This is a genomic window from Ensifer sp. Root31 (genome assembly GCF_001424825.1).
Classification (GTDB): Bacteria; Pseudomonadota; Alphaproteobacteria; order Rhizobiales; family Rhizobiaceae; genus Ensifer; species Ensifer canadensis.
Genome location: NZ_LMCO01000066.1, coordinates 97,055 through 123,714, shown reverse-complemented (window position 1 = coordinate 123,714; position 26,660 = coordinate 97,055). Strand labels below are relative to the sequence as shown.

Annotated in this window: 25 protein-coding genes and 1 pseudogene; 14 read left to right on the top strand and 12 right to left on the bottom strand. The window is 60.9% G+C overall.

Going from position 1 to position 26,660, the window contains the following annotated elements; translation table 11 throughout:
• Window positions 1-139: 139 nt before the first annotated feature.
• The gene (locus tag ASD00_RS34875; RefSeq protein WP_057211434.1) at window positions 140-2,332 is read left to right on the top strand and encodes an exopolysaccharide transport family protein; all 2,193 of its coding nucleotides are present in this window, start codon (window positions 140-142) and stop codon (window positions 2,330-2,332) included.
• Window positions 2,333-2,356: 24 nt separating this feature from the next.
• Here the strand turns inward: ASD00_RS34875 and ASD00_RS34870 are convergent, their stop codons facing one another.
• From ASD00_RS34870 to ASD00_RS34860, 3 genes are all read right to left on the bottom strand, one after another.
• Window positions 2,357-3,529 (bottom strand): GNAT family N-acetyltransferase, encoded by a 1,173-nt coding sequence (locus ASD00_RS34870; protein ID WP_225906177.1) that lies wholly within the window; start codon window positions 3,527-3,529, stop codon window positions 2,357-2,359.
• 213 nt (window positions 3,530-3,742) lie between these two features.
• Window positions 3,743-4,486, bottom strand: coding sequence for a metallophosphoesterase family protein (locus ASD00_RS34865; RefSeq protein WP_057211433.1), 744 nt, complete (start codon window positions 4,484-4,486; stop codon window positions 3,743-3,745).
• Window positions 4,487-4,502: 16 nt separating this feature from the next.
• Window positions 4,503-4,715 (bottom strand): DUF2842 domain-containing protein, encoded by a 213-nt coding sequence (locus ASD00_RS34860; protein WP_025426549.1) that lies wholly within the window; start codon window positions 4,713-4,715, stop codon window positions 4,503-4,505.
• A 156-nt stretch (window positions 4,716-4,871) separates the two neighbouring features.
• Between ASD00_RS34860 and ASD00_RS34855 the strand changes: the two genes are divergently transcribed.
• Window positions 4,872-5,975, top strand: coding sequence for a COX15/CtaA family protein (locus tag ASD00_RS34855; protein ID WP_025426550.1), 1,104 nt, complete (start codon window positions 4,872-4,874; stop codon window positions 5,973-5,975).
• 71 nt (window positions 5,976-6,046) lie between these two features.
• On the opposite strand, the gene argC is transcribed toward ASD00_RS34855, so the two are convergent.
• Window positions 6,047-6,979, bottom strand: a complete 933-nt coding sequence (gene argC, locus ASD00_RS34850; protein WP_025426551.1) for an N-acetyl-gamma-glutamyl-phosphate reductase — start codon at window positions 6,977-6,979, stop codon at window positions 6,047-6,049.
• Between the two features lie 300 nt (window positions 6,980-7,279).
• Here argC and ASD00_RS34845 point away from each other — a divergent pair, with 300 nt between their 5' ends.
• Entirely contained in the window at window positions 7,280-8,965 is a 1,686-nt protein-coding gene (locus ASD00_RS34845) for a sulfatase-like hydrolase/transferase (RefSeq protein ID WP_025426552.1), read from the top strand.
• Window positions 8,966-8,977: 12 nt separating this feature from the next.
• Here the strand turns inward: ASD00_RS34845 and speB are convergent, their stop codons facing one another.
• Complete coding sequence (gene speB / locus ASD00_RS34840) at window positions 8,978-9,940, bottom strand: agmatinase (protein ID WP_057211432.1); 963 nt, start codon at window positions 9,938-9,940, stop codon at window positions 8,978-8,980.
• Window positions 9,941-10,123: 183 nt separating this feature from the next.
• Window positions 10,124-10,915 carry a phenylalanine 4-monooxygenase gene (locus tag ASD00_RS34835; protein WP_025426554.1) on the bottom strand — a complete coding sequence of 264 codons (792 nt, stop codon included), beginning with the start codon at window positions 10,913-10,915 and terminating at the stop codon, window positions 10,124-10,126.
• A gap of 112 nt (window positions 10,916-11,027) precedes the next feature.
• Here ASD00_RS34835 and ASD00_RS34830 point away from each other — a divergent pair, with 112 nt between their 5' ends.
• The gene (locus tag ASD00_RS34830; protein WP_051509158.1) at window positions 11,028-11,501 is read left to right on the top strand and encodes an Lrp/AsnC family transcriptional regulator; all 474 of its coding nucleotides are present in this window, start codon (window positions 11,028-11,030) and stop codon (window positions 11,499-11,501) included.
• A gap of 54 nt (window positions 11,502-11,555) precedes the next feature.
• Here the strand turns inward: ASD00_RS34830 and rpsI are convergent, their stop codons facing one another.
• The 3 genes from rpsI to ASD00_RS34815 form a co-directional block, all read right to left on the bottom strand.
• Complete coding sequence (gene rpsI, locus ASD00_RS34825) at window positions 11,556-12,023, bottom strand: 30S ribosomal protein S9 (RefSeq protein WP_025426556.1); 468 nt, start codon at window positions 12,021-12,023, stop codon at window positions 11,556-11,558.
• On the bottom strand, window positions 12,023-12,487 hold the full coding sequence (gene rplM, locus ASD00_RS34820; protein WP_025426557.1) for a 50S ribosomal protein L13: 465 nt from the start codon (window positions 12,485-12,487) through the stop codon (window positions 12,023-12,025). The genes rpsI and rplM overlap by 1 nt, the downstream gene beginning before the upstream one ends.
• A gap of 225 nt (window positions 12,488-12,712) precedes the next feature.
• Window positions 12,713-13,144, bottom strand: a complete 432-nt coding sequence (locus tag ASD00_RS34815) for a PaaI family thioesterase (protein ID WP_025426558.1) — start codon at window positions 13,142-13,144, stop codon at window positions 12,713-12,715.
• 172 nt (window positions 13,145-13,316) lie between these two features.
• Here ASD00_RS34815 and ASD00_RS34810 point away from each other — a divergent pair, with 172 nt between their 5' ends.
• Window positions 13,317-14,138, top strand: a complete 822-nt coding sequence (locus ASD00_RS34810; protein WP_025426559.1) for an enoyl-CoA hydratase — start codon at window positions 13,317-13,319, stop codon at window positions 14,136-14,138.
• Between the two features lie 19 nt (window positions 14,139-14,157).
• On the opposite strand, the gene ASD00_RS34805 is transcribed toward ASD00_RS34810, so the two are convergent.
• On the bottom strand, window positions 14,158-14,994 hold the full coding sequence (locus ASD00_RS34805) for an EamA family transporter (RefSeq protein ID WP_025426560.1): 837 nt from the start codon (window positions 14,992-14,994) through the stop codon (window positions 14,158-14,160).
• A 198-nt stretch (window positions 14,995-15,192) separates the two neighbouring features.
• Here ASD00_RS34805 and ASD00_RS34800 point away from each other — a divergent pair, with 198 nt between their 5' ends.
• From ASD00_RS34800 to ASD00_RS34790, 3 genes are all read left to right on the top strand, one after another.
• Window positions 15,193-15,621: a CoA-binding protein gene (locus ASD00_RS34800; protein ID WP_025426561.1), complete on the top strand. Its 429-nt coding sequence runs from the start codon at window positions 15,193-15,195 to the stop codon at window positions 15,619-15,621.
• Between the two features lie 212 nt (window positions 15,622-15,833).
• Window positions 15,834-17,117 carry an O-acetylhomoserine aminocarboxypropyltransferase gene (locus tag ASD00_RS34795; RefSeq protein ID WP_025426562.1) on the top strand — a complete coding sequence of 428 codons (1,284 nt, stop codon included), beginning with the start codon at window positions 15,834-15,836 and terminating at the stop codon, window positions 17,115-17,117.
• A gap of 56 nt (window positions 17,118-17,173) precedes the next feature.
• Entirely contained in the window at window positions 17,174-17,518 is a 345-nt protein-coding gene (locus ASD00_RS34790; RefSeq protein ID WP_025426563.1) for a cupin domain-containing protein, read from the top strand.
• Window positions 17,519-17,526: 8 nt separating this feature from the next.
• On the opposite strand, the gene ASD00_RS34785 is transcribed toward ASD00_RS34790, so the two are convergent.
• Entirely contained in the window at window positions 17,527-18,015 is a 489-nt protein-coding gene (locus tag ASD00_RS34785) for a MarR family winged helix-turn-helix transcriptional regulator (RefSeq protein ID WP_025426564.1), read from the bottom strand.
• Between the two features lie 128 nt (window positions 18,016-18,143).
• Between ASD00_RS34785 and ASD00_RS34780 the strand changes: the two genes are divergently transcribed.
• A complete protein-coding gene (locus tag ASD00_RS34780) occupies window positions 18,144-18,962 on the top strand; it encodes an SDR family oxidoreductase (RefSeq protein ID WP_025426565.1) in 819 nt (272 codons plus the stop codon).
• Between the two features lie 94 nt (window positions 18,963-19,056).
• Here the strand turns inward: ASD00_RS34780 and ASD00_RS34775 are convergent, their stop codons facing one another.
• Window positions 19,057-20,304 carry a cytochrome P450 gene (locus ASD00_RS34775; protein ID WP_025426566.1) on the bottom strand — a complete coding sequence of 416 codons (1,248 nt, stop codon included), beginning with the start codon at window positions 20,302-20,304 and terminating at the stop codon, window positions 19,057-19,059.
• A 257-nt stretch (window positions 20,305-20,561) separates the two neighbouring features.
• On the opposite strand from ASD00_RS34775, the pseudogene ASD00_RS34770 reads away from it, so the two are divergent.
• The 5 genes and pseudogenes from ASD00_RS34770 to clpX all read left to right on the top strand — a co-directional run bounded on the left by ASD00_RS34770 (window position 20,562) and on the right by clpX (window position 26,304).
• Window positions 20,562-21,132, top strand: a pseudogene (locus ASD00_RS34770) (VOC family protein).
• Between the two features lie 236 nt (window positions 21,133-21,368).
• Entirely contained in the window at window positions 21,369-22,226 is an 858-nt protein-coding gene (locus ASD00_RS34765; RefSeq protein ID WP_025426567.1) for an endonuclease/exonuclease/phosphatase family protein, read from the top strand.
• Window positions 22,227-22,248: 22 nt separating this feature from the next.
• Complete coding sequence (locus ASD00_RS34760; RefSeq protein ID WP_025426568.1) at window positions 22,249-23,808, top strand: phospholipase D family protein; 1,560 nt, start codon at window positions 22,249-22,251, stop codon at window positions 23,806-23,808.
• Window positions 23,809-24,099: 291 nt separating this feature from the next.
• A complete protein-coding gene (gene clpP / locus ASD00_RS34755) occupies window positions 24,100-24,732 on the top strand; it encodes an ATP-dependent Clp endopeptidase proteolytic subunit ClpP (RefSeq protein ID WP_025426569.1) in 633 nt (210 codons plus the stop codon).
• Window positions 24,733-25,026: 294 nt separating this feature from the next.
• The gene (gene clpX, locus ASD00_RS34750) at window positions 25,027-26,304 is read left to right on the top strand and encodes an ATP-dependent Clp protease ATP-binding subunit ClpX (protein ID WP_025426570.1); all 1,278 of its coding nucleotides are present in this window, start codon (window positions 25,027-25,029) and stop codon (window positions 26,302-26,304) included.
• Window positions 26,305-26,660: the final 356 nt, after the last annotated feature.

Sequence of the window (26,660 nt, the reverse complement as noted above, 5' to 3'; positions counted from 1 at the left end):
TAAACTCGCGGTAGAATTTTCAACGGGGGACCTGCGGCAGAGGAGGGGCGAAATCGCCCAGAGGTTGAGCAGCCATTAACCCTTGCGTTACCATGTTCATTTACCTTCCGGCGAGATTTTAAGGTTCGGAGCCAGAAGCATGTCGGGAAACGGCAGCGGACAACAGGATGTGGATATCGATCTCGGCGGGCTGTTCCGCGCCGTGTGGGATCGACGCGTCAAGGTATTGCTCGCCACTGCGTGTGTTGCAGCGCTCGCTTTCGGCGCCGCGAAGATGATCGCACCGGACTATCAGAGCGAGACGCGCGTCCTCATCGAATCGCGGGAGCCTGAATTCAGCGGCTCCAACCAGAACGCGCAGACAGGGTCCGACCGCGTCTTCGACGAATCCGGCATTCTGAGCCAGGTTCAGGTGCTGCGTTCGGCCGACCTGATCAAGCAGGTCGCGCGCAACATGAAGCTACACGAGCAGAAGGAGTTTGATCCTTCGGCCGCACCTTCGGCGGTTTCCGACCTGATGGTCATGCTGGGCCTGAAGAAGAACCCACTGGAAATGCCGCCCGAAGAGCGGGTGCTGAAGGAGTTCACATCGAAACTGCAGGTCTATCAGGTCGAGAAGTCGCGCGTGATCGCGATCGCCTTTACCTCGAAGGATCGACAGTTGGCGGCTGCGATCCCGAACGAGATGGCAAAGGTATTCCTTTCGCTGCAAAGCGGCGCGAAGCTCGACACCAATTCTGAAGCCAGCCGTTGGCTTGAGCCGGAGATCGCCAATCTGCGCGAGAAGGTGCGGGATGCCGAAGCCAAGGTGGCGGCCTATCGTTCGTCGTCCGATCTGTTGCCAACCGGCGAGACCACGAATTTCGCAACCCGGCAACTCACGGATATCTCGACCGAGCTGACCCGCGTGCGTGGCGAGCGGGCTAATGCCGAGGCGCGCGCCGAAGGTGTGCGGGCGGCGCTGGCGAGCGGCCGCGAGGCTGATACCATCGCCGACGTCGTTGGTTCGCCGATGATACAGCGCCTCAAGGAGACGGAAGCAAACCTGCAAGGGCAGGTGGCTGACCTTTCGACCACGCTTCTGGACGGCCATCCGCGGCTGAAGGCCCTGAAATCGCAGGTCGAAGGTATCAGGGCGCAGATCCGCTCAGAAACCCGCAAGATCCTCAGCAGTCTGGAAAACGAGGCGAAGGTCGGCGAGTTGCGCGAGCAACAGCTGACGCAGCAGCTCAACGCGCTCAAGGCCAAATCGGCCCAGGCCGGCGAGGAAGAGGTGGGCCTGCGTGCACTCGAGCGCGAGGCGACCGCCCAACGGCAACTGCTCGAGACCTATCTGGCGCGCTATCGCGAAGCGACGTCGCGCACGGTCGAGAATGCAACGCCCGCCGATGCGCGTGTCATTTCAAGCGCGGTCGTCCCCACCGGCGCCAGCTTCCCGAAGGTGATGCCGATCACCATCGTTGCGGCACTTGCGACCTTTCTTCTGAGCTGCATCATCATCATGCTCGGGGAGTTGTTCAGCGGTCGTGCACTGCGGCCGGTGTCAGTCGGTGCCGAGCGGCCGCCGGCACGTTCGCGGCCGGCCATTGCCGCCGTCGCTGCTGCTGATGGTTTCGATGAGAAGAAGCTCAACATCTCGCCTGCATTGAACGACGCCATCGATCTGCCACCGTTGGCGCCACTGGCCGAGGACGAGACGGACGATGTTGTCGACGACCCGAGCGGCGAGACGGCCGAACCGGATTTCTCGATCGAGGCGGTTGCCGATCACCTGCGTGAAAACGCAGTGCGGATCGCAATCTCTGTTTCGCCCGGTGGCGACGAGGGGTCGACGGCGACGGTGATGCTGGCGCGTCTGATCGCGGAGGAAGATCGCAAGGTCGTGTTGATCGACCTCACAGGTTCGGCCTGCCCGACCCGCCTGATGGCGCGTTCGGCGCAACTGCCTGGCATCACCAACTTGCTGGCCGGCGAGGTGGCGTTCACCGAAACCATTCATGCCGATCGGTTCTCCGACGCGCACATCATTCCGCAAGGCGATGCCGATCCGCGGCTCGCAATGCGCGGCATCGAGCGCCTGCAGATGATCATCGATGCGTTGACCAATGCCTATGATCTGGTGCTGGTCGAATGCGGACCGGCCGACGAGGGAGCCGTCGACAAGATTGCCCGCCGCGACGGCGCGGAAATCATCCTGTCGGCGCCGGCGGTTAGCGAAGAGAGAATCATTGAAGTCCTGACCGGCTTCGGCGAGGCCGGCTACCGGGACATCGTGTTGATGACTGGGCGGGGTGAACCCGGCCCGGATTATCCCGACCGCCACGCGGCCTGAGCCGAGGCGCGCTAACGGCGCTGCTTATTCGCTATCGATCTCGCCGGTCTGTCGATCGGTCTTCCGCTTGCGGCTCCGCACCCGCTGGAAGAATGAATAGGCGGCCCTGTTGGCCTTGATCGCCACTTTCGCCTGCACCAATGCCCGGTGGTAGCCGGCTGCAAACCGGCCGCGCACCGTCAGCGGCAGGACGATGTCCCTGAGCGGCGTCTCGACTGTACACCACGAGCGTTTGTAGGGCTGGTCTCCGACGCCGAAGTCGAAGAGCGCCGCGCCCTCGCCGCAAAGCCTTTGGATCATTCTGTAGAACAAGAGCTCGCCCGGGCTGGCGTCGCCTGCCAATTCCTCGTCGATGGAGCCGAATTGACAGATGACATGATCGGCCTTTCGCGACAGACTGGCGACGGCCACAATCCGCCCGCCATGTTCGCCTTTAAGGCGGATGGCATTGAGTTCGAGCAGTCGTTCGTCAGCTGCGCCGCAACTGCCCGCGACTGCGTGAAAGAACGTTCTGGTCGGGGCGCCCTGAAAGACATCGGGAAGTCCGAGAGCTGCAAAACGAGTGGCCTTCTGGCGAAAAAAGACGTCGAGCAACGACCGCGCTTCGCAGGGATCCTGCGCAATGACGTAGTCGTACCCCCCGAGAGCCTCGAGCCGCCGCTCGGAGATCCGCATCTTCTTGCGCCGCCGTTTGGCATTGACCTGTGCCAGCGTGCGTTCGAAGCTCGAAAACAGCGGCAGCTGAAACGAGGAATTCTGGTTCTTGATGCCGGGTAGGTTCGCAAACGGGCTTGCGGTTCCGCGCCAGGCAAGCGGCGTCTTTTCGAGCGCCACGAGATCGACTTTATGGCGCAGCCGATGAGTGAGTTCGCGCGCCAGTCGGTCAGCGAAGTCGTTTCGGGGAAGGGTCAGCGCATCTGCCGCGAAAAGTCCGGTATTGAGATTGCTGTGGGGCGCACCGACAAACCGCGCCGTGTTGAACAGGCGACCGGGCACGAATTCAAGAGGCAGGATGAACAGCAATTCGCCATCAAGGGCGCCGCGAACGACCTGCAACTCGCTGTCATGAGCCTGCGCCCATGCCGCGCACCAGTCGTAGCCTTGATGCAGGGAGTTGAAAGACAGCGCTTCCAGCGACCGCCATTCCTGCTCCAGCGGCGCCATCGTATCATGGATGGAGATCTCGAATCGGCTCATGGCGGCATCAGACCGGGACGCAGCGTGTGCGTCTCGATGGCCCGGCCGGCCGATGGTCAGATCTGTGTTCGTCATCGGCAAGGCCGTCCGGATGCTGGTTGCGGCTGCCATTCAACGGCAACTCCGCTACAATCCGTTTAATTCCTGAAATATGACTGCGACCTCCGGGCAACAACCGGCGAATGCAGTTAGCAAAGCATGAAGCCCGGATTGCTACCCACCGAGAAAACCTGTTGCAAGAGCTTGCGCCCATTGCAGGCGGTTTCGCTGCGCGGCAAGCCTTGCCATCGTCTCGTGCTGGTAGGGAACTGTGCGGAACGTGACACTCCAATCATTGCCAACGCTTTCGACGATGGCGTAGCGCGCATCCGGCGAGCCGACTTCAACCTTGTGGGCGACCGGGCTGTCGGCGTCATATCCAGGGCAACCAACGCTGCCGGGGTTGACTACGAGCCGGCCGTCCGCAAGGCGGATCGCTCGGGGAGTGTGCGTGTGTCCGCAGAGAATGACTGGTTGCTTGATGCCTGTAGCGAGGACTTCGATGGCGCTGCGCGCTGCCAGATGGACCACGCCCTCCGCCGTCAATGCTTCGAGCCAGTACGCCTCGTCGCTCGCAGGCGTGCCATGGCAAAGAAAGAATGCACCGCGATAGACGAGGGTGGCCGGCAGGGTCGCTAGCCATTCAAGATGCCGAGGCTGCAATTCCGCATGGGCCGCGCGGTCGGACAACCCCATGCCGGTGGGATCGAGCGTCAGCAGGTATCGGTCATGATTGCCAGAGATCGAGGGGATGTTGCGCGCCATCAGGATATCGGCGGTGCGCGCCGCATTGAGCGGACCGCTGACATGGTCGCCGAGATTGACAATATCGGCGATCCCCAGCGCGTCGATATCGGCAAGCACCGCCTCGAGTGCAAGGTCGTTGCCATGGATATCGGAAATGATCGCAACCTTCATCGAGGTCCCCCTTGGCTCAGCGGTCTTTCGCCGGCTTTTCCATCCACTTGATGATCAGCATCGCCGGCAGCACCCAGAGCAGGCCGGTAAAGAAGAAGTACATCAGATGCACCCACCACGGCGCAGCGCCGAGCAGCAGTGACGCGAAGGTGACGGCGGCGAGCGCATAGACGATGACGAGGATGATGATCAGGATCGTACCGATCAGCTTTCTGAGACGTACGGGCATTTCAATTCTTTCAAATGGCGCGAGATCCGGCCGCGACGGCATGCCGCAAAGGGTTCGGCCTTGTTTTGCATGCCGCTCTGGTGCAAATCAACGGCTTTCCGGCAGGCGCGGCGATGAACCGCTCGCCGCCAACCCCGCGATACCAGAGGGAAAGCCATGGCAGGCGTCGAATTGGCGACAGAACAGATGCTCCGAAGCGAGATTGGCAGGACCGATCGCAACCGCCGGCAGATCCGCGGCTGGCTCGTCGTCGTTCTCTTTACGCTTTTTGCGCTGGTGCTTGTCGGCGGCGCGACGCGCCTGACCGAATCCGGCCTTTCGATCACGGAGTGGAAACCTATCCACGGTGTGATCCCGCCGCTGACGGCCGAGGAGTGGGAGGAGGAGTTCCAGCTCTACCAGCGCATTCCGCAATACCAACAGCTCAACAACGGCATGACCGTCGGCGAGTTCAAGACGATCTTCTGGTGGGAATGGGCGCACCGGCTGCTGGCGCGCACCATCGGCATCATCTTCGCCGTGCCGCTCGCCTTCTTCTGGCTGACGGGTCGGGTCGAACGCCGGCTGCGCTGGCCGCTGCTCGGCATTCTGGCGCTCGGTGGCTTCCAGGGTTTTATCGGCTGGTGGATGGTTTCGTCCGGTCTGGTGGAGCGGACCGAAGTCAGTCAATACAGGCTGGCGACCCACCTCGTCATCGCCTGTTTGATCTTCGCCGCCTGCATGTGGATCCAGCGCGGCCTTTGTCCGCATTCCGATGATGCGGCGCCGACGGATCGTTCGCGTCGGATGGCCGCCATCATCGCAATCATGAGCCTGTTCCAGATCTATCTCGGCGCGCTGGTTGCCGGGCTCGATGCGGGCTTCAGCTACAATACCTGGCCGCTGATGGATGGCGCGTGGATCCCGTCCGATCTTTTCCTGCAGCACCCCTGGTGGATCAATGTCTTCGAGAACCCGAAGACCGTGCAGTTCATCCACCGGATCGGCGCCTACGTGCTGTTTGCGCTGGCGTTGATGCACGTGATCGCCTCGGTGCGGGCGGCGCCGGAATCGACCCATGCGCGCCGCTCGGTATTGCTGTTCGTGCTCGTCTGCGTCCAGGCGATCATCGGCATCACGACGCTCCTGCTGCAGGTGCCGGTCGGCTGGGGCGTCCTGCATCAGGGCGGTGCGCTGGTGGTGCTCGGCTTTGCCATCGCCCATTGGCGCGGCTTCATCGGCGAATATCCGAAGCCGACTGCAATCGAGTTGCGCAACTAAAACCCACAATCGCAAAGAAAAACCCGGCGAACGTCTCGCCGGGTTTTTTCGTTTGCAATTGCTGTAACCGATCAGGCGGACAGCATCAAATCCATGTTCTGGACAGCGGCCCCCGAGGCCCCTTTGCCGAGATTGTCGAGCAGAGCGACGAGGTTCACGTGAGTTCCGCCAGGCGTGCCGAACACGAACAGCTTCATCGTGTCTGCTCCTGCAAGTTCCGTGGCGTCGATGCGGCCGAGCTTTTCGCTGACGGCCAGCGGGACAACGTCGACGATCGATTGGCCGGCATAGTGCTCGACGAGCGCCGCATGAATGTTCTCGATCGTCGCGCCGGAGGCGAGATCGTCGAGATAGAGCGGAACCTGAACGATCATGCCCTGCGGGAATTTGCCGACGGATGGCGCAAATACCGGTGCGCGGTCGAGCAGGCCATGCATCTTCATCTCCGGCACGTGCTTGTGCTTGAGCGTCAGCCCATAGAGGAAATGTGGCGCGCTGATGTGATCCGGGTTCGCCTCGTCTTCCATCTGCGCGATCATCTGCTTGCCGCCGCCGGTATAGCCGGAAACGGCATTGACCGTGACCGGGTATCCATCGGGCAGGATGCCGGCCTGACGCAGCGGCCGGATCACGCCGATTGCACCCGTCGGGTAGCAGCCGGGATTGGCGACGTGGCGGGCATCACGGATCTTGGCGGGCTGTGTCTTGTCCATCTCCGCAAAGCCGTAGGCCCAGTCGGGAGTGATGCGATGCGCGGTCGACGTGTCGATGATGCGTACCCGGTTGTTGCCGGCAACCATGGAGACGGCCTCGCGCGATGCGTCGTCCGGCAGGCAGAGGATTGCGATGTCGGCATTGTTCAGAAGATCTTCGCGCATCGCGGCATTGCGTCGCTCGGCTTCCGGTATCGACAGGAGTTCGAGATCGCTGCGGCCGGCCATGCGGGTGCGGATCTGCAGCCCGGTGGTGCCGTGTTCGCCATCGATGAAGATCTTCGGTTTCATGATTTTCCCGTTCGTCCAGAAGGTTACGAGTCATTCCGGAATCAATCTGACACAGATTTGATTCAGTTTCTCAACGCCCCGTTCGCGCGTGAAGCGCCCGCCCGGTGGCGCGGTGGTGTTCATATATAAGCAGCGGCCGGAGCCCGCAACTGGGCGGCCCGCGCAAGCAACGGGCCGGCGACGCCGCGCCGCGCATTCCACGCTTAACCATGAATTGTGATTTACAACCCAGAGGTTGCCTTGTCGTCGGTAATTCTGCATCTGAGGCGCTGTCATAAAACTGTCATATGGGAGCAGAGGGTGAAATACGTGATCGAGCAGGCCGGGCGCGTGCTCAGGCATCCGCTGCCTATCTCGCTGGCGTTCCTGACGCTGCTCCAGGCCTTACACTATTTCGATACGCGGTGGCGGTTCGTGCCCTTCCTCGTCGCCGTGACGCTGGCGATCGCCGCACTGCTGTTCCTCTTGTCGCGCCGGCCGACTTTTTCGCTCTGGGCAGCGGGATTGACGGTATTGCTCATAGCGGCGATGTCGGAGGTCAAGTTCCGCCTCAAGGGTTTTTCCCTGCACGTTTTCGATTTCGCCTTTACCGGCCTTGATCGATCTGCGCTTTCCTTTCTGGTCGGCTCCTACTTCAATTTGTTGATTGCCGGACTGGCTGCGCTGGCCGCAGCATTCGTGTTCCTGGTCGTGGCATTCAGGAGCGACCGCCGGTCGGCTCGCTCTTTTGTCGTGCGCGCTTGCCTGTTTGTCATAGCGGCAGTCGGTGTTGTCGCTCTTTATCCGCAGAAGAACGGCGAGCCAGACTACGTCCATTACATCTCCGGTTATGACGCCTCGTCCTTCTTCGTGTCGATCGGCGATCTTGAGTTTCCGCTCGGGCGGATCGTCCTTGCCGGTCGACTGGAAAATGTCGAAGCGGAGGGGAAGCTCAGCGATGACATCAGCTGCGGCGTGGCGGCCAGCCAGCCCGACCTGTTTCTCGTTCTCAGCGAGAGCCAGACCAGCCCCAGCTATTTCCCGCAGGTAACGGTCCCTGAATGGATGAGTGCGTCGTTCCAATCACAGGACGGCCGGGTGCATCCGATGCAGGTCGAGACGTTCGGCGGCGGCACATGGGTCACGAATTTCTCCGTGATGACGGGGCTCTCCGGAGCAGATTTCGGCTGGCAGAGCCCCTATGTGACGCAGATCCTGGAAGGCCGGGTCAAGGCGAGCCTGCCGAGCCTCATGGCACGCTGCGGCTATCGCACCATCGCCGTGATGCCGATGCAGGCGAGCTTCGTCAATGAAGGGCCGTTCCTGACCTCGATCGGATTCCAGGAAATCGTCGATTTCGACGCAATGAAACCGGAGTCGCACTTCGTGCGCGATCGTTTCTATTTCGATGTCGTAGAACGAATTGTGCGCGAGCACCGCGAAAAGGATCGGCGACCACTGTTCATTGCCATGCAGACCCTTTTCCCGCACGGCCCTTACGACATGACGCTGGTGCCGCAAGACGCCTTGCCGGACAAGGCTTTCGCTCCGGATGCCCAGGTTGACGAATACCTGCGGCGTGTTGCATTGTCCAAACAGGACCTGCAGGATTTTCGGCGCGAGCGTGAACGGATGCCAGGCCCCAATGGCACGATCGTGCTCGATTTCGGCGATCACCAGGCGGTTGCCACCAAGGACTACCTTGCCGCCGGTACCCCGGGAAACAATGTCTTTTCCGACCTGGGATCGATTGCCTACAAGACCTATTACACTGTGCACGGCTACGGGCGCGATATCGATATGCGGCCTTTCGCCATACCGTTGGACGTCGGTTTCCTTGCCGCAAGCCTGATCGAGGCTGCGGGCTTGCCGACATCGCCGACGTTCGAGGCGTTGGCACGACTACGCGATGCTTGCGAGGGGCGCTATCACGCGTGTCCTGATCGAGCGCTCGTCGATCAGCATCTCCGTCAGCGTCAGGACGCCGGTCTGCTCAATCTCGATTGACGGAGCAGGAAATCAGCGAAGCGTCGAACGCTCCGCCAGCTTTTCGGCGTGCAGGCCGAGCATGTACATGGCGACCGTCGCGCCGGCGATGGCGGTGATGTCCGCGTGGTCATAGGCAGGCGCGACTTCGACGACATCGCTTCCGACGACAGTCAGGGCTCCGAGCTTGCGTAGAACCGAGAGTATCTTGGCGCTGGATGGGCCGCCGGCGACCGGAGTGCCGGTGCCGGGCGCATAGGCAGGGTCGAGGCAATCGATGTCGAAGGTCAGATAGGCTTTGCGTTCCCCGACCTGCTGAATGATGGCGTCGGCAATGTCTGAAACACTCATTTCCTCGATGTCGTAGCCATAGAGAATGCGGATGCCGCAGTCTTCGGGCGCATGGGTGCGGATGCCGATCTGGATCGATGCGTCGGTATCGATCAGGCCCGCCCGCGCCGCACGGCCGACAAACGAGCCATGATCAATACGACCGCGTTCATCCGGCCAAGTGTCCTGGTGCGCGTCGAACTGGACGAGGGCGAGGGGGCCATGGATGGCCGCATGGGCTTTCAGGATCGGATAGGTGATGAAGTGGTCGCCGCCAAGCGTCTGCAGATAGGCGCCGCTCTTCAGGATCTTTGCCGCTTCGCGCTCGATCGTCGCCGGCGTTTTCGAGTGGTTGCCGTAGTCGAGCAGGCAGTCACCGTAATCGATGGTTGCCATTTCAGCAAAGAGGTCACGTTCGAACGGGTATTGCGGATCGTTGTCGAAGATCGCCGAGGCGCGGCGGATGGCCTGCGGCCCGAAGCGGGCGCCGGGACGATTGGAGGTTGCGGCGTCGAACGGGATGCCCCAGACGACGGCATCGACGTCCTTCAGCTGCTTTGAGTATTTGCGCCGCATGAAGGAGAGAATGCCGGCATGCGTCGGGTCCGATGCCGCCGATGTGAGTGAGCGCGCCGTTAGCGCGTGATCGATCGTCCTGTTCGCCATATCCCGTCTCCCGTGTATGGCGGAACGTTGGACAATCGTCGCCGGCAAGGCAAGTCCCTGCCGGCGAATTCTACTGCATAGTTCCTTAAATCGATTCCGATTTAAGGATAAAAATATGTAGCAGGTTCAAAGTGTTACAGCGTCCTTCGCGCGTCATATTTGACGCGCGGCGCTGTAATGCTGTCAGGACGCCTTGGCTTCGAAGGTCGGCGCGAAGTCACCCAGCGCCTTGGCCTCGGTAATGCGCGCGCCGATGTCCTCTTCGATGATGGACTCGAGCTGCGCGAAGCTGTCGATCACGTAGTAGATCGGCTGGACGATATCGATGCGATAGGGGGTGCGCAGCACCGTCATCAGGTCGAAGGGGCGAAATTCACTCGCCGACGGCTCCATCGCCGTGCGGGTCTCGTTCGGCGACGACACGATGCCGGCACCGAAGCAGCGCCGACCTTGCGGCGTGTTGATCAGTCCGAACTCGACAGTGAACCAGAAGATCCGGAACATATGCCAGGAATAACCCTTGCCAAGTGCGACGGCCTTTTCGCCGAAGCGGCGGACGAAGTTGGCGTAGCTCTGGTTGGTCAGGAGCGGGCAATGGCCGAAGACCTCGTGGAAAATATCAGGCTCTTCGATATAGTCGATGTGTTCGCGCCTGCGGATGAAGGTTGCGAGCGGAAACTTGCCCTCAGACAGAAGTTCGTAGAACCGCGATGGCGGGATCAGTGCCGGTACGCCTTCGACACCGAAGCCGGTGGTTTCCTGCAGGCGGCGGTTGACGTCCTGCAACTGCGGCACGCGGTCAGGGCCAAGGCCAAGTTTGCGCGCGCCCTCCAGATATTCGTCGCAGGCCTTGTCGGCGAGCAGTGCCATCTGTCGCTGGTAAAGTTCGCCCCAGATCGCATCTTCCTCGGGCGTGTAGTGGTAGCTGCCATCGGGCTCCGGCAGTTTCGCGGTGTAGCTGCTTTCCTTGGGCATGACGTCTCCTCATTCGTCAAAACATCCGGTTGTTGCAATTGTATCGCGAATGGAGCGAGTATTTGTTTCACAGTTGCCGGCGGAAGCCGCTGATGCGGGAGGAAATTTCAAAATGTCGTCGGATTTGAAGGAAACTTCCCAGCCATTGCGCAAGCTGCTGAGGCTGATTCAGGCCGACAGCGGCCAGTCGCTGTCGGAGCTCGCGGAAAGCGCGGGCATGTCGCAAAGCTCCGCCTGGCGCCGGCTGCAGGAACTGGAGGCCGACGGCGTGATCCGCAAGCGGGTGGCGCTGCTCGATCCGTCGAAACTGGATCTGAAACTCTGCATCATCGCCCATGTGACGCTGGAGGATCATCATGACGAGGCCATCGCCTCTTTCTCGGCGGTTGTCCGCGATCGGCCGGAGATTATGGAGTGCTATGCGCTGTCGGGAACCTTCGACTACATGCTGAAGATCCGCGCGAACGACGTCGACAGCTATGACGCCTTCATGACGCGCTATCTCATGCGCAATCCGCATGTGCGCACGGTGGTTTCAAGCTTCGTGCTGCGCGAGTTGAAGTCGACGACCGAGCTGCCGATCTGAAACAAAAAAAGGCCGGGCGAACCCGGCCTTCCAAAATGCAGTGTCTTCCAGCGATTAACGCTTGGAGAACTGGAACGAACGGCGGGCCTTGGCCTTACCGTACTTCTTACGTTCGACGACACGGCTGTCGCGGGTCAGGAAGCCGCCCTTCTTCAGGACCGGACGCAGGCCCGGTTCGAAGTAGGTGAGCGCCTTGGAGATGCCGTGACGAACGGCACCGGCCTGGCCGGAGAGACCGCCACCGGCGACCGTCGCGTCGATGTCGAACTGGCCATCACGGGCAGCTGCGACGATCGGCTGCTGCAGGATCATCTGCAGAACCGGACGAGCGAAGTAGTCGAGGTACGGCTTGCCGTTGACGGTGATCTTGCCCGAGCCGGGCTTGACCCATACGCGGGCGACAGCGTTCTTACGCTTGCCGGTCGCGTAGGAGCGGCCCTGTGCATCGACCTTCTTGACGTGAACCGGAGCTGCCGGTTCCGCAGTCGTGGCGATTTCCTTGAGAGCGGAAAGGTCGGCCATTAGGCGCTCCTTGTGTTCTTGCTGTTCAGCTTGGCGACGTCGAGGACGGCCGGCTGCTGTGCTTCATGCGGATGGTTCGTGCCTGCGTAAACGCGCAGGTTCTTCATCTGGCGACGGCCGAGCGGGCCGCGGGGAACCATGCGCTCGACGGCCTTCTCGATGACGCGCTCCGGGAAGCGGCCTTCGATGATCTGGCGCGCGGTGCGCTCCTTGATGCCGCCGGGGTAGCCGGTGTGCCAGTAGTACTTCTTGTCGGTGTACTTCTTGCCCGTAAGCACGGCCTTCTCGGCGTTGATCACGATGACGTTGTCGCCATCGTCAACATGCGGCGTGAAGGTGGCTTTGTGCTTGCCGCGCAGGCGGTTCGCGATGATGGAAGCGAGGCGACCGACAACGAGGCCTTCGGCATCGATGATGATCCACTTCTTCTCCACCTCTGCAGGCTTCTGAACGAAGGTTGCCATAACAAAACTCTTTCTCTGGACCCGAACGGCGAACCGCTGGGCGTTTCTTGTTGCTTGGTTTTGACTGAAACTCAGCCAAAAGAAGAAAGCGGCCCGAGAGGGACCGCGATCTGAGGGTGCTTATACCCAAGCCCTAAACCGGCGTCAACAACGTGAATTTTGCAAGGTCGAAATAAAGTATTGCGAAAACAACGACTTAGCAATGTGGTACATTGATACCTCAATTTACTGAGGCGGAATCGAATAGGTCGCTGTCGCATGCGCCACGAGATCGTCGCTGCTGACCATTGCGATAGCGGCGTCAAGAACGGCCAATCGCTTACCGAGCTTGAGGATGCGGCAGGTGCATTCGAGCGGCCGCGGCTCCGGCTTGCGCAGGAAATTGATGTTGAGATTGGTGGTGACGGCAAGCGCCACAGGTCCGATATGGGCGATCAGCGCGATATAAGCCGAAACGTCCGCAAGCGCGAAAAGTGTCGGGCCCGATACGGTGCCGCCCGGCCGGATATGACGCTCGTTCGGATCGAGTCGCATCGTCGCAAATCCGGGGCCGGCCTCGGTGACATGGAACACTTTGCCGTCCGTGTGGACCTGAGGAAAGTCCGTGTCGAGAAACCGGTTCAGCTCCTCGACCGTCATGATGGGCTGGATCTTCATCGGCAGGTATTCCTTTGCGCTAACATCGACACTTAGTGAAGCCGACATGCGTTTTTGCGCAAGGCGGAAAAAGGTCTAAGTCGCGACAGCTACCACTGACTTGAAAGGTTGCAGGAGGCGGCGTACCACGGATGCCCATTTACGGGGATAGACAGGACAGCAGGAGAAAAGCATGGCGGACGTTGTTTCATTTCGGAAGGAAGAGCCGAGTGCATTGCTGGTGCGCGAGCTTTCGGGACCGGTGCTTCGGCTGACGCTCAACAACCCGCCAGCCAATGTGCTTTCGATCGAGCTGATGGAGGCGTTGCATACGGCGCTCGATGCCGTTGCCCATTCCAAGGACATCAGAGTTGTCGTGCTGGCGGCATCCGGCAAGCTGTTCTCCGCGGGCCACGACCTCAAGGAAATGACGGCACATCGGGCCGATGCCGACGGGGGCAGGGCCTTCTTCGAAACGACGATCCGCCTTGCTGCAGATTTGATGATCAAGATCACGCGGCTGCCCCAGGCGGTCATCGCCGAGTTCGACGGCCTGGCGACGGCAGCCGGTTGCCAGCTTGTTGCCAGCTGTGATCTGGCGATCTGCACCGACAGCTCCACCTTCTGCACGCCGGGCGTCAATATCGGCCTGTTCTGCTCGACGCCGATGGTGGCGCTGTCGCGGGCAGCACATCGCAAGCAGGCGATGGAAATGCTTCTGACAGGCGAGACCATCGATGCATCGACCGCCAAGGATTTCGGCCTGGTCAATCGCATCGTGCCCCAGCAATATCTTCGCCAGGTCGTCGACAAATATGCAGCCGTCATTGCTTCGAAATCGCCGCAGGCGCTGAAGATCGGCAAGGAAGCGTTCTATCGCCAGGCGGAAATGAGCCTTCCCGAGGCTTACGATTATGCGGTCGGCGTCATGGTCGAAAATATGCTGGCAGGCGACGCCGAGAACGGCATCGGCGCCTTCCTCGGCAAGCGGATGCCGGAGTGGGATAGGGAATAATTGGGATTGGGAATAGCGGTCAGGCCAGTTTCAGGAGCAGGGCGCCAAGCGCGATTACGCAGGCGGCGGCGATGCGCCAGATGCTGACGCGCTCCTTCAGAAACACCACGGAGATAACGACAGCGAACAGGATCGCGGTCTCGCGCAGCGCTGCGACGGTCGCGACCGGCGCCTTCGTCATCGCCCACAGTGCCAGGCCGTAGGCGCCAATGGAGCCGGCGCCGCCGATGAGGCCGCGCCACCAGTTCTTGTAGACGTGGCGGGCGACCGGCTTGATGCCCCGCCGGGCAAAGGCCCAGGTAAACAGCAACACCGGCGGAAGCAGCGCCATCCACAAAGTGTAGGAGATCGCGTTGCCCGACACCCGCGCGCCGATGCCGTCGACAAAGGTATAGCATGCAATCACGCAGGCATTGAGTAGCGCCAGGATGATCGCGTGTTTGCCGCCTTTTCGCGATTCGAAGGCGAGCGTCAGCACGCCGACGCTGATGGTCAACACACCCGCCATGGCGCCGGTTGTCAGCTGCTCGCCGATGATGACGCTGCTGGTGGAGGCGACGATCAGTGGCGCGACGCCGCGCATCAGGGGATAGACTAGCCCGATATCGCCGGCACGGTAGGAGGCAGCGACCAGCTGGAAATAGGCAAACTGGAAAAGCGCCGAAACCAGGATGAACGGCCAGGCTTCCGGCTGCGGCAATGGCAGGAACGGCAGGAAAGGAATGGCCACGACTGCCGCGCCGAGTGCGATCATTGCCGCATCGAGCGATTTCTCCGAGCCCGCCTTGACCAGCGCATTCCAGGTCGCGTGCAACAGCGCCCCGAAGAGGACGAGCGCAATGACATCAAGGGGCAAGGTGAAACCTCAGTGGAGAATGGGGCAGGCCGTTGCCAGCGTTGTCGCGCCACTGTACGGGAAAAGCAACCGGAAATTGGCGGGAGGATGCCTGTGCGGCGCTACAGCCGTTCCGCCGCCGCCATCGGGCGCTCGATTGACACCCGCCGCCACCGTGCGAACTATACACGCGTATAACAGATGAGTTCGGATCAGAACATGAACCACGACGCCTACCCGGATTATTACCTCGCCGACATCCTGCGTTCGACAAAGACGATCGCCCTCGTCGGTGCATCGCCGAACGCCGAGCGGCCGAGCCATCGGGTCATGGCCTTCCTGTTGCGCAAGGGCTATCGCGTCATCCCCATCAATCCGGGTCATGTCGGCAAGACGATCCTCGATCAGCCCGTCGTCGGCAGGCTCACCGACGTCAAGGAGCCGATCGACATGGTCGACGTCTTTCGCGCGGCCCATGCACTGCCGGCGCTCGTCGACGAGATCCTGGCGCTCGAGACCTTGCCGAAGGCGATCTGGGGCCAACTGTCGGTGAGGCACGACGCCGCTGCTGCCAAGGCGGAGGCCGCCGGTATCAAGGTCGTCATGGATCGCTGTCCGGCGATGGAGTATCCGCGTCTGATCGGCTGACACGGCATCGGCCACAGCGATGTTTCGTGCAACCGTCAGTTTTGAAAAAATCTTTCTTTGACCACGCGTGGCGGCTCTGGGATAGTGCCGCCGCTCCAGCGCATGAAGCCGAAATCGAAGCTGTTCTTCGACGCGCACGATGCCTGGAATCAAAGGGATAGGGTGCGTTTGGCGCCTCCATGGGAGGTGCGGCGCGGTCATGGGAGGGACGAATGACGAAAGACAATCCTGGTTTCAGCACGCTCGCAATCCACGCCGGAGCGCAACCAGATCCGACGACGGGCGCCCGGGCGACGCCGATCTACCAGACGACCAGCTTCGTCTTCAACGACACCGACCATGCGGCAGCACTCTTCGGCCTCCAGCAGTTCGGCAATATCTACACCCGCATCATGAACCCGACGCAGGCGGTGCTGGAAGAGCGCCTCGCCGCATTGGAAGGCGGCACTGCGGCGCTGGCGGTTGCTTCCGGGCATGCGGCCCAGCTTCTCGTATTCCACACGATCATGAGCCCGGGTGACAATTTCGTCGCCGCCAACCGTCTTTACGGTGGCTCGGTCAATCAGTTCGGCCATGCCTTCAAGTCCTTCGATTGGCAGGTTCGTTGGGCGGATCCGGGCGATCCTTCGAGCTTTGAGGCGAAGATCGATGCGCGCACCAAGGCGATCTTCATCGAAAGTCTCGCCAATCCGGGTGGTACCTTCGTCGATATCGCCGCGATTGCCGAGGTCGCACACAAGCATGGCCTGCCGCTGATCGTCGACAACACGATGGCGACACCCTACCTGCTGCGTCCGCTGGAGCACGGTGCGGATATCGTCGTGCATTCGCTCACCAAGTTCATCGGCGGTCATGGTAATTCGATGGGCGGCGTCATCGTCGATGGCGGCACCTTCGACTGGTCGAAGTCCGGCAAGTACCCAATGCTGTCGGAGCCGCGCCCGGAATATGCAGGCGTCGTGCTGCATCAGGCCTTTGGCAATTTCGCCTTTGCGATTGCTGCTCGCGTTCTCGGGCTTCGCGACTTCGGGCCGGCGATTTCGCCGTTCAACGCCTTCATGATCCTGACTGGCGTCGAGACGCTGCCGCTGCGCATGCAGCGCCATTGCGACAATGCGCTCGCCGTTGCCAAGTGGCTGAAGGGCCACGACAAGGTGTCCTGGGTCAACTATGCCGGGCTTGAGGACGATCCGAACAATGCGCTGCAAAAGCGCTATGCACCGAAGGGTGCCGGCGCCGTCTTCACCTTCGGTCTCAAGGACGGCTACGAGGCAGGAAAGCGCTTCGTCGAGGGGCTCGAGATGTTCTCTCACCTTGCCAATATCGGTGATACCCGTTCGCTCGTCATTCACCCGGCCTCGACCACCCATCGTCAGCTGACCCCGGAGCAGCTGGTTGCGGCGGGGGCAGGTCCCGATGTCGTGCGCCTGTCTGTCGGTATCGAAGACGTTTCCGACATCATCGCCGATCTCGAGCAGTCGCTCGCAAAGATCTGATATTGATATGAAAAAGAGGGGACGGACCTTCCGTCCCCTTATGGAGTTGGTGCGTGATGGTGAAGATGCAGAAATTCGACTTGGCGGCGATCGAGCCCGAAGTCGGCGGGCCTGCGGCCGATCGGCTGATTTCCGGCACGCCTCGGTTCCGCACCTGGAACGTCGAGGAGGCCGATGGCGGGATTTATGCCGGCGTCTGGGAATCCACGCCCGGAAAGTGGCGCATCGCCTATGACGAATGGGAGTACTTCCATATCCTGTCGGGCTACTCGGTCGTCACCGACGACGGCGGCGCAGTGGTGCACCTGCGCGCCGGCGACAGCATGATCCTCCAGCCCGGTTTCAAGGGAACGTGGGAGGTCATCGAGACGACCCGCAAGGATTACGTCATCCGCCTCTGATCGACCCGTTATCCCTTTGCGCCCGGCTCGGTACCGTCCGATGCCCGGGTGAACGCTTCGGCAAACGAGGCTTCCGAGATTCCGTTCAGCGCCCGCCGCAAGGCTTCGGCCTCCTGTTTACCGAGAGCATTGTCGAAGCGCGCCTGCGCCTTGCGCCAGAGATCCGTCGTCTCCCGCTGCTTCTTGGCGCCGAAGGGCGTCAGCTGAACGCGCTTCACTCGCCGGTCCGACGCGTCGGGCACAAGCTCGACATAGCCGTCGCGGATGAGTGGCTTCAGCGTGTGACCAAGCGCCGACAGGTCCATCACCAACAGATCCGCGAGCGTGCGCAGCGACGCATTCTTGCTATGGGCGATCTGGCTCAGCAGCGAATACTGCGTGCCGCGCAATCCGCTTGGTGCGAGCACATCCTCATAGAGCTGTCCTAACTGTCGCGAGGCGCGCTTCAGCGCACTGTTGGTGCAGAAGTCCCAGATTCCCTTCGGCGTGTCGTCCATCGTTTCCTCCGTCGGGAGCTGCGGCGCCCATTTTCGACTTTGGTAGCGCCACTCTTGCGCAGCGTCCAGTTTGCTGTATATTTAGTGGCATATACCACTAGATTGAAATCCGAACAAGGAAACCGACAATGCGTGCAGTGGAGAAAAGGGGTAAGGCGCTGGTGACGGGCGCGTCGTCGGGCATCGGCGCGACCTATGCGGACCGCTTGGCGCAACGCGGCCATGACCTGGTTCTGGTGGCACGCGATAAAAAGCGTCTCTCCGATCTTGCCGCCAAGCTGTCGGCGCAATACGGTGTGACGGTCGACGTGCTCAAGGCGGACTTGACGCTACGGGATGACGTAAGGCTGGTCGAGAAGCGCCTGCGCGAAGACGAGGCAATCGAACTCCTTGTCAACAACGCGGGGATCGGTCCGAAGGGACCGCTGCTCACTGATGACCTGGACTATCTCGAAGCCATGATCGAGCTGAACGTCGTCGCCGTGAACCGGTTGGCGATTGCCGCCGCCCAGACATTCGCGATGCGCGGCAAGGGAGCGATCATCAACATCGCCTCCGTCGTCGCGCTGGTGCCCGAGCGGTTCAACGGCACATACAATGCCTCCAAGGCGTTTGTGCTTAACCTGACGCAATCGATCAACGTGGAAGCGGCAGACAAGGGCGTCAGGGTTCAGGCGGTGCTGCCCGGGCTGACCCGCACCGAGATCTTTGACCGGGCCGGCGGCTCGATCGACCGGCTCGACCCTTCGATGGTGATGGACGTCACCGATCTCGTCGACGCGGCACTTGCCGGTTTCGACCAGGGAGAACTGGTCACCATTCCATCGTTGCCCGACGCTGCCGACTGGCACGCCTTCACAAAGGCGCGCATGGTGCTGTCGCCCAATCTTTCGCATGACAGGCCGGCGGCGCGCTACGGTGTCGAACAGACGGCCGCCGCCGTCTAAACCCCAACGCATTCGCCTCTGCAATTGGGATCAAACGGCTTCGGCGGTTGCGTCGAAGCCGTTTGCTTTGCGCAGACCGGGCAGGGGTGTCCCTTCACCAAACGAGATCGAGCCGCTCCAGGCCATGGAAATGGAAACTGTCCTTCACTTCCGGCGGGTGTTTCAGCCGCATCCCGGGCAAGCGCTGGAACAGGATCGGCAGCGACAGCTTGAGTTCGAGCCGGGCGAGCGGCGCTCCGATGCAGAAGTGCAGGCCCGCACCGAACGAGACGTTGACGCCCTCGTCGCGCGCAGGCTTGAAGCGGTCAGGGTCGCTGAACTTCCGCGGATCGACATTGGCGGCACCAAGAAGCAGGCCGATCTTGTCGCCCTTGCGAAGCGCAATCCCTTCGTCGAGTTCGATATCCGACAGCGCATAGCGTTGAAAGATATGCAGCGGTGCGGCAAATCGGAGGCACTCCTCGATCGCAAGATCGGTCGTCGCCTCCGTTGCGAACAGATCTCCCGGCGCGTGGTCCGACTGCAGGATCGTTCTGACCGCGTTGCCGATCTGATGGACGGTCGCCTCGTGGCCGGCGTTGAGAAGCAGGGCGGCCGTCGAAACCAGCTCTGCCTCGGACAATCGCTCTCCATCTTTCTCCGACGTGATCATATGTGTCAGCAGATCGTCGGCCGGCTTGCGGCGCTTCTCGGCGATGATGGTCTTGAGGTAGTCGGCGAAGTCGGCGGAGGCCTGGTTGGCGTCGAACTCGGTCTCGTGGCTCCGATTGAAGACGTACATTCTCACCATGCGATGCGACCAATCGAGCAGGTTTGGCGCGGCGTCGACGGGAATGCCGAGCATCCTGGCGATGATCGTGACCGGGATCGTTTCGGCATAGGTCTTCAGTAGCTCGACTTCGCCGTCCTGCTCGAAACCGTCGATGATCGTATGCGAAAGCCGTTCGATGTCCGGCCGCAACTGTTCGATCTGCCGGGAGACGAAGGCGCGGTTGACGAGGGTGCGAAGCCTGGTGTGGGTCGGCGGTTCGAGCTCCAGTAGCGAATGCTCCTCAAGTGCGTCGAAATCCTTCAGATGCGGCTTCGGTGCCGGCATGCCGAGTTCTTCGCGTGTCGCCACGTGTAGGATCTGCCGGCCAAAACGCCGGTCGCGTAGCAACGCGTTCACCTGGTCGTAGCCCGCGAAATACCATTGTTCGCGCTCGCTCCAGTAAAATGCCGGGCAATGGGCGTGAATTTCCGCGTAAGCCGACAGTGGCGCACGGTAGAAATCCGGGTCGTGCACGTCGATCGAAACGCTTCGCTTGGCGCTGTCGATGATGATGGCGGGCTTGGGCGGCATGATCTGGCTCTTTGCAAGGCGGGTGCGACAGCTATTTCTAAGGGCGACCGGGTTCGCCCCGCAAGAGTACAAGTTGCAGAGCCCTGACCGATCGACAGCGCGACTGAGTGGTTGTCGCAACGGGTCATCGGCTTGCGGTATCAGCGCGTTGACAAGATAGCTCACCGCGAGTCAATGTTCTGACGCTGCGTAGGGCGCATCGGTGCAAGGTCGAAAGGGCAACGCCCACCTACGGTAGATAGACCTTAGTTGCGCCCATGCCGAACCTCGAAAACCTCAAGAAGCAGGCCCGACCTGGATGATCGGGAAATATTGAAGGCAGACTTCAAGCTCGCCGACGCCCAGGAACTGGTCGCACGCCAGATGGGTTTTGACGGCTGGCAGGCGCTCAAATCAGGAGCCCTGACAATGACCATGCAAGCAAAACAAGCAGCACCGCGCCCTGTTCTGCAATCGACTTCGGCACAATTGTTCGTCGCCGATATCAAGGCGTCTTGCGACTTCGTCACCGACAAACTCGGTTTTGCCGTCGACTTCGTCTACGGCGATCCACCCTTCTATGGCCAGGTGAAACGCGACAATGCGCTGCTCGCATTGCGCCTGGTCTGCGAGCCTGTCTTCGTCGGCGACATCAGAGAGCGGGAGCATCTGCTTTCCGCCTCCTTGACCGTCGCCACATCGGATGAGCTCAAGCGCCTGTTCCTCGACTATCAGGCCGCCGGCGTGCGTTTTCACCAAACATTGCGGACCGAGCCTTGGGGTGCGCGGAACTTCATCGTCCTTGATCCCGACGGCAATCTGATCCTCTTTGCCGGTCCGGCGGATTGAAGGTCGCGTTTGCGCAACGGCGGGTGGCCCGGCGGCCGGCCGTCATTCTCCAGCCCTCAAAAATGCGGGAAACAGTCTACCTGTGCCTTGAGGTCTGAGCGGCGCCGATGACTGTGGAGCAGTTCGAAAAAGCGCCACTGCCGCCATTTCGAACGGAACAAGTTTTGGTCTGGAGCCTTTTTCAGTGGCGTCCGGCGACCTATTTGCGCATGATGCGGCAGCAAGCAGGGAGCGGCATGGCAAAAAACCAGACCAGTCTATCGGCGGGCATCGTAGCGGCAATCCGCAAGCGGCGACCCACCGTCGTCAGCCGTGAGGCGGCGGTCAACCGCGGTGATATCGTCATCGCTTCCTACAACATCCACAAATGTGTCGGCACCGATGGCCGCTTTGATCCGGGCCGCACGGCCCAAGTGATCGGCGAACTCGGCGCCGATATCGTCGCCCTTCAGGAAGCCGACCAGCGGTTCGGTGAGCGGGCAGGGCTCCTCGATCTGGAACATCTGCGGCGCGAAGCGCATCTCGTATCCGTTCCGATCTCGGGCTTCTCCACCAAGGGGCATGGCTGGCACGGCAATGTGCTGCTTCTGCGTGAAGGTGCGGTTTCCGACGTACAGCAACTGAAACTTCCGGGTGTCGAGCCGCGCGGAGCGCTCGTTGTCGATCTTGACCTCAGGATGGGGCCGCTGCGCGTGATCGCCGCCCATCTCGGATTGCTTCGTCATTCCCGCGCGCAACAGGCCGAGGCGATCATCGAGGCGGCCTCCGATGCGGGCGGGCGACCCACGCTTTTGATCGGCGACCTCAACGAGTGGCGCATGGGCAAACGGTCGTCGCTGTCCTTCCTTAGCCCCGTCTTCGACCCCTCGCATGCGACCGTCGCGAGCTTTCCCTCTCGCTTTCCGCTGTTGCCGCTCGATCGCGTTCTCGGCAACCCGCACAGCCTGGTGACATCGGTCGCAGTGCACGATTCTCCTCTGGCCCGCATCGCTTCCGATCATTTGCCGGTCAAGGCATCGATCGATCTGAAGGTCGGCAAGCGGGAAGACCATAACAACGAACGGATTGAAGTGAGCCGGGCCGGATCGGCCTGAGACACTTTCTGGCGGGCAGGTGATGTTGTCCTTTGTCATTGTTGCCGTTGTCGCCATCGGCGGCGCGTTCGGTGCGGCGATTTTCTATGTCTATGGCCGCTTCGGTCGGCGTCCCCATGGAGACCCGTCTGCTGCACTCCCTGTCGCTGACGCCGATACCGAACTCGATCGGGCCATAGGCCCGCTGCTTCGCACCCGTTCCGGAAAGAACGGCATATCGCTGGTCTCTGACAACATCGAAGCTTTCGTCGTCAGGGCGCATGCGGCTCGCAGGGCCGGCCGCGGCCTCGACCTGCAATACTACTACTGGAAGGATGACTTGACCGGTCTCTTGCTCACGCGTGAAATCCTGACGGCTGCCGACCGCGGCGTCCACGTCCGCCTGCTGCTCGATGATATCAACGCCGGCATCCACGACCGGATGTGCATCGCGCTTGATGCCCACGAGAACATTGAGGTCCGGCTCTTCAATCCAAGCCGTGCCCGCACCGATCGTATCCGCCGGGGTTTCGAGATGGCCATCCGCGCTTTCAGCGCCACACGCCGCATGCACAACAAGCTGTGGGTTTCCGATGCGCGCCTGGCCATCGCCGGCGGGCGCAATATCGGCGATGCCTATTTCGACGCGGCCGAGCTTTCAAACTTTCGTGACCTCGATCTCTGGATGATCGGGCCGGTGGTCGATCAGGCAACGGCAATGTTCGATCGCTATTGGAACAGCACGTCCGTGCTGCCGATCGCCAAACTGCGCACCCCCCGCAAGCAATATCTGCCGGCGCTGAGGGAGGCGCTCGATGCCCATGCGCGCACGCCTGCCGCCCGTTTCTATCTGGAGCGCGTGACTGACGCGATGGCCGAAGAGACGTTCTATAGCGGCTCGAGAAGGCTGTACTGGATCGACAACGTTCGCCTTGAGGCCGACCCGCCCGAGAAGGCGCTGATGCAAAAGCGGCAGAACTGGCTGCTGCGCGAACTCTTCCCGCTGATCCAGGCGGCAAAGAACGATCTGCGCATCATTTCGCCCTATTTCATTCCCGGCACGGCCGGGACGCGCGAACTGACGGCGCTTGTGAAAAAGGGCATCCGCGTCGCGGTGCTGACAAATTCACTGGCTGCGACCGACGTCGCGGCCGTTCATGGTGGCTATGTGAAGTACCGTCGAAACCTCGTTCGCGCCGGTGTCGAGCTTTTCGAACTGAAAGAGCAGGGCGATACGGTCGAGAGTCATCGTATGTCGCTGTTTGGCCGGCGCAATGCGAGCCTGCACAGCAAGGCCTTTGTGGTCGATGGTCTGAACGGCTTCGTCGGTTCGATGAATTTCGACCCGCGGTCGGCATCGCTGAACACCGAAATGGGCGTTGTGTTTGTGGATGCAGCACTTGCCGGCGAACTCGCCACGATGTTTGAGGACGAGACGGCCCCGTCCGTCAGTTATCGGCTAAGCCTTGAAGGTGCGCGGCTCGTCTGGCGTGACCGAACCAACGGGACCGAGCGGCGGCTGCGGCGCGAGCCCGACGCCAGCCTGCTGAGGCGCGTTATCGCCGGGATCATCCGTATCCTGCCGATCGAATCGCAGCTTTGAGGTCCGCCGTGGCGCGCGCGCCGTTTACCGTCCGTTTACCCAGCGGTGGCGAATGCTGTGCGGAAAGCGCAAAAGCCAGGGCGTTGGCAAAGGCGGCGGCGAAAAAATGTTCTATCAGCAATCACGTGTGGAGGACCGCTGTTCTTAGGCTGGAAGGGCGCCGCCGATTAAGGTTATCGGAGGTTGGCGACTTGAAGTGAAGGGTGTTGACACTCTATGTAGGGGCAGAAGGCTAATCCTGTGATTCCCGGTTCGCAAAGGCATTGCGGGCCCGATTGATGAAGGTTCGATATGAGAAATCCAGTTGATACCGCCATGGCGCTGGTGCCGATGGTTGTGGAGCAGACCAACCGCGGCGAACGTTCCTACGATATCTTTTCGCGCCTTCTGAAAGAGCGCATCATCTTCCTGACCGGTCCGGTCGAAGATCAGATGGCAACGCTCGTCTGCGCCCAGCTTCTTTTCCTCGAGGCAGAAAACCCGAAGAAGGAAATCGCTCTCTACATCAATTCGCCGGGTGGCGTCGTTACCGCCGGTATGGCGATCTACGACACCATGCAGTTTATCAAGCCGGCGGTTTCGACGCTGTGCATCGGTCAGGCCGCCTCGATGGGTTCGCTCCTGCTGGCTGCCGGCCACAAGGACATGCGTTTCGCCACCCCGAACTCGCGCATCATGGTGCATCAGCCGTCCGGTGGCTTCCAGGGCCAGGCCTCTGATATCGAGCGTCACGCCAAGGACATCCTCAAGATGAAGCGGCGCCTGAACGAGGTTTACGTCAAGCATTGCGGCCGGACCTACGAAGAGGTTGAACAGACGCTCGATCGCGACCATTTCATGAGTTCCGACGAAGCGCTCGACTGGGGTCTGATCGACAAGGTCATCACGTCGCGCGAAGCGATCGAGGCTGCAGAGCAGGCGTGATAACGCGCTTTTGTGTCACGATAGATGCAATTGTGACACAATTGTAATGGTGAAAGGGCTTTATCGAGGGGGTAAAGCCGCTAAGATGACCCCTTAATGTTCTATTGAGCTGTGAAGACATAGGGTTCAGAGTTAGGTGGGAGAGTCGTTGCGGCCGAATCTTGGGCAAAATGCCCTGATACGGTGAGTACTCCCGGAAGCCCTCTTAATGCGGCGCAGGTCTTTGCGCGGGGCGAATTGAGTGGTCCGTGATATCTTTTCCGAAGATGTCCGGCGTGCTGGAAGGAAATGGAAATGAGCAAGGTCAGCGGTAGCAACGGCGGTGACTCGAAGAATACGCTTTATTGTTCGTTTTGCGGCAAGAGCCAGCACGAAGTCCGCAAACTGATTGCCGGACCGACGGTCTTCATCTGCGATGAATGCGTCGAGCTCTGCATGGACATCATTCGCGAAGAGAACAAGACCTCGATGGTCAAGTCCCGCGATGGCGTTCCGACCCCCCAGGAAATCATCAAGGTCCTCGACGAGTACGTCATCGGCCAGCAGCAGGCGAAGCGCATTCTTTCGGTCGCCGTGCACAACCACTACAAGCGTCTGGCCCATGCGGCCAAGGGCAGCGATGTGGAGCTGGCGAAGTCGAACATCATGCTCGTCGGCCCGACCGGTTGCGGCAAGACCTATCTCGCACAGACGCTTGCACGCATCATCGACGTGCCCTTCACGATGGCCGATGCGACGACGCTGACGGAAGCCGGCTATGTCGGTGAAGACGTCGAAAACATCATCCTGAAGCTGCTGCAGGCTGCCGACTACAATGTCGAGCGCGCCCAGCGCGGCATCGTCTACATTGACGAAGTCGACAAGATCTCGCGCAAATCCGACAACCCGTCGATCACCCGTGACGTTTCCGGTGAGGGCGTGCAGCAGGCGCTCTTGAAGATCATGGAAGGCACTGTTGCTTCGGTGCCGCCTCAGGGTGGCCGCAAGCATCCTCAGCAGGAATTCCTGCAGGTGGATACCACCAATATCCTGTTCATCTGCGGCGGCGCCTTCGCCGGCCTCGATAAGATCATCTCCGCCCGTGGCGAGAAGACGTCGATCGGTTTCGGCGCGACGGTTCGCTCGCCGGAAGATCGCCGCGTCGGCGAAGTTCTGCGCGAACTCGAGCCGGAAGATCTGGTTAAGTTCGGCCTGATCCCGGAATTCATCGGCCGTCTGCCGGTTCTGGCAACGCTCGAAGACCTCGATGAGGACGCGCTGATCCAGATCCTGTCCGAGCCGAAGAACGCTCTGATCAAGCAGTACCAGCGGCTGTTCGAGATGGAGGACGTCGAACTGACCTTCCACGAGGACGCGCTGCGCGAGATCGCCCGTCGCGCCATCGTGCGCAAGACCGGCGCCCGTGGCCTGCGCTCGATCATGGAAAAGATCCTGCTCGACACGATGTTCGAGCTGCCGACGCTCGAAGGCGTTCGCGAAGTCGTGATCTCCGACGAGGTGGTGAAGGGTGCGGCGCGGCCGCTCTACATCTATTCCGAGCGCTCGGAAGAGAAGGCGAACGTTTCGGCCTGATCGCAGGCCCACAGATCGGACCTGAAAAAGCCCGCCTCGTGCGGGCTTTTTCATGGCCTTGCACTTAGTTGTTGAGATGGCTTGCGCGGGGGACGATTTAACAATTCGGTTGTTGCTAAAGTGTCTTAACAACGCAATGATGTGACGATTCAGTAGAGGGCCTCGGCCGTTGCATATCCTTGAAGCCTCGTTTTCCGTCGCAAGGTACGCAACAGCAATAAAGCGTAGTCAGAAGGACCCGGCCACTGATGGTGGATGTTGCGGCGAGCCTTGAAAAGGACTCTCTAGCACTCCACTTTCATGTGGAAAATATGACAACCGGGAGTGCCGCTGTGGCTCCCGGGAACGGGCCCGAA

Excerpts from the sequence above, each read along its gene's own strand:
- ASD00_RS34815 (WP_025426558.1), bottom strand. The coding sequence starts at position 13,144 with ATGAAGATCCAGCCCATCATGACGGTCGAGGAGCTGAACCGGTTTCTC.
- ASD00_RS34800 (WP_025426561.1), top strand. The coding sequence starts at position 15,193 with ATGAACCACGACGCCTACCCGGATTATTACCTCGCCGACATCCTGCGT.
- ASD00_RS34835 (WP_025426554.1), bottom strand. The coding sequence starts at position 10,915 with ATGCCCAAGGAAAGCAGCTACACCGCGAAACTGCCGGAGCCCGATGGC.
- ASD00_RS34830 (WP_051509158.1), top strand. The coding sequence starts at position 11,028 with ATGTCGTCGGATTTGAAGGAAACTTCCCAGCCATTGCGCAAGCTGCTG.
- ASD00_RS34860 (WP_025426549.1), bottom strand. The coding sequence starts at position 4,715 with ATGCCCGTACGTCTCAGAAAGCTGATCGGTACGATCCTGATCATCATC.
- ASD00_RS34865 (WP_057211433.1), bottom strand. The coding sequence starts at position 4,486 with ATGAAGGTTGCGATCATTTCCGATATCCATGGCAACGACCTTGCACTC.
- speB (WP_057211432.1), bottom strand. The coding sequence starts at position 9,940 with ATGGCGAACAGGACGATCGATCACGCGCTAACGGCGCGCTCACTCACA.
- ASD00_RS34760 (WP_025426568.1), top strand. The coding sequence starts at position 22,249 with ATGTTGTCCTTTGTCATTGTTGCCGTTGTCGCCATCGGCGGCGCGTTC.
- ASD00_RS34870 (WP_225906177.1), bottom strand. The coding sequence starts at position 3,529 with ATGAGCCGATTCGAGATCTCCATCCATGATACGATGGCGCCGCTGGAG.
- ASD00_RS34790 (WP_025426563.1), top strand. The coding sequence starts at position 17,174 with ATGGTGAAGATGCAGAAATTCGACTTGGCGGCGATCGAGCCCGAAGTC.
- ASD00_RS34855 (WP_025426550.1), top strand. The coding sequence starts at position 4,872 with ATGGCAGGCGTCGAATTGGCGACAGAACAGATGCTCCGAAGCGAGATT.
- ASD00_RS34795 (WP_025426562.1), top strand. The coding sequence starts at position 15,834 with ATGACGAAAGACAATCCTGGTTTCAGCACGCTCGCAATCCACGCCGGA.
- ASD00_RS34780 (WP_025426565.1), top strand. The coding sequence starts at position 18,144 with ATGCGTGCAGTGGAGAAAAGGGGTAAGGCGCTGGTGACGGGCGCGTCG.
- clpP (WP_025426569.1), top strand. The coding sequence starts at position 24,100 with ATGAGAAATCCAGTTGATACCGCCATGGCGCTGGTGCCGATGGTTGTG.
- rpsI (WP_025426556.1), bottom strand. The coding sequence starts at position 12,023 with ATGGCCGACCTTTCCGCTCTCAAGGAAATCGCCACGACTGCGGAACCG.
- ASD00_RS34810 (WP_025426559.1), top strand. The coding sequence starts at position 13,317 with ATGGCGGACGTTGTTTCATTTCGGAAGGAAGAGCCGAGTGCATTGCTG.
- ASD00_RS34785 (WP_025426564.1), bottom strand. The coding sequence starts at position 18,015 with ATGGACGACACGCCGAAGGGAATCTGGGACTTCTGCACCAACAGTGCG.
- ASD00_RS34875 (WP_057211434.1), top strand. The coding sequence starts at position 140 with ATGTCGGGAAACGGCAGCGGACAACAGGATGTGGATATCGATCTCGGC.
- ASD00_RS34765 (WP_025426567.1), top strand. The coding sequence starts at position 21,369 with ATGGCAAAAAACCAGACCAGTCTATCGGCGGGCATCGTAGCGGCAATC.
- ASD00_RS34775 (WP_025426566.1), bottom strand. The coding sequence starts at position 20,304 with ATGCCGCCCAAGCCCGCCATCATCATCGACAGCGCCAAGCGAAGCGTT.
- clpX (WP_025426570.1), top strand. The coding sequence starts at position 25,027 with ATGAGCAAGGTCAGCGGTAGCAACGGCGGTGACTCGAAGAATACGCTT.
- rplM (WP_025426557.1), bottom strand. The coding sequence starts at position 12,487 with ATGGCAACCTTCGTTCAGAAGCCTGCAGAGGTGGAGAAGAAGTGGATC.
- argC (WP_025426551.1), bottom strand. The coding sequence starts at position 6,979 with ATGAAACCGAAGATCTTCATCGATGGCGAACACGGCACCACCGGGCTG.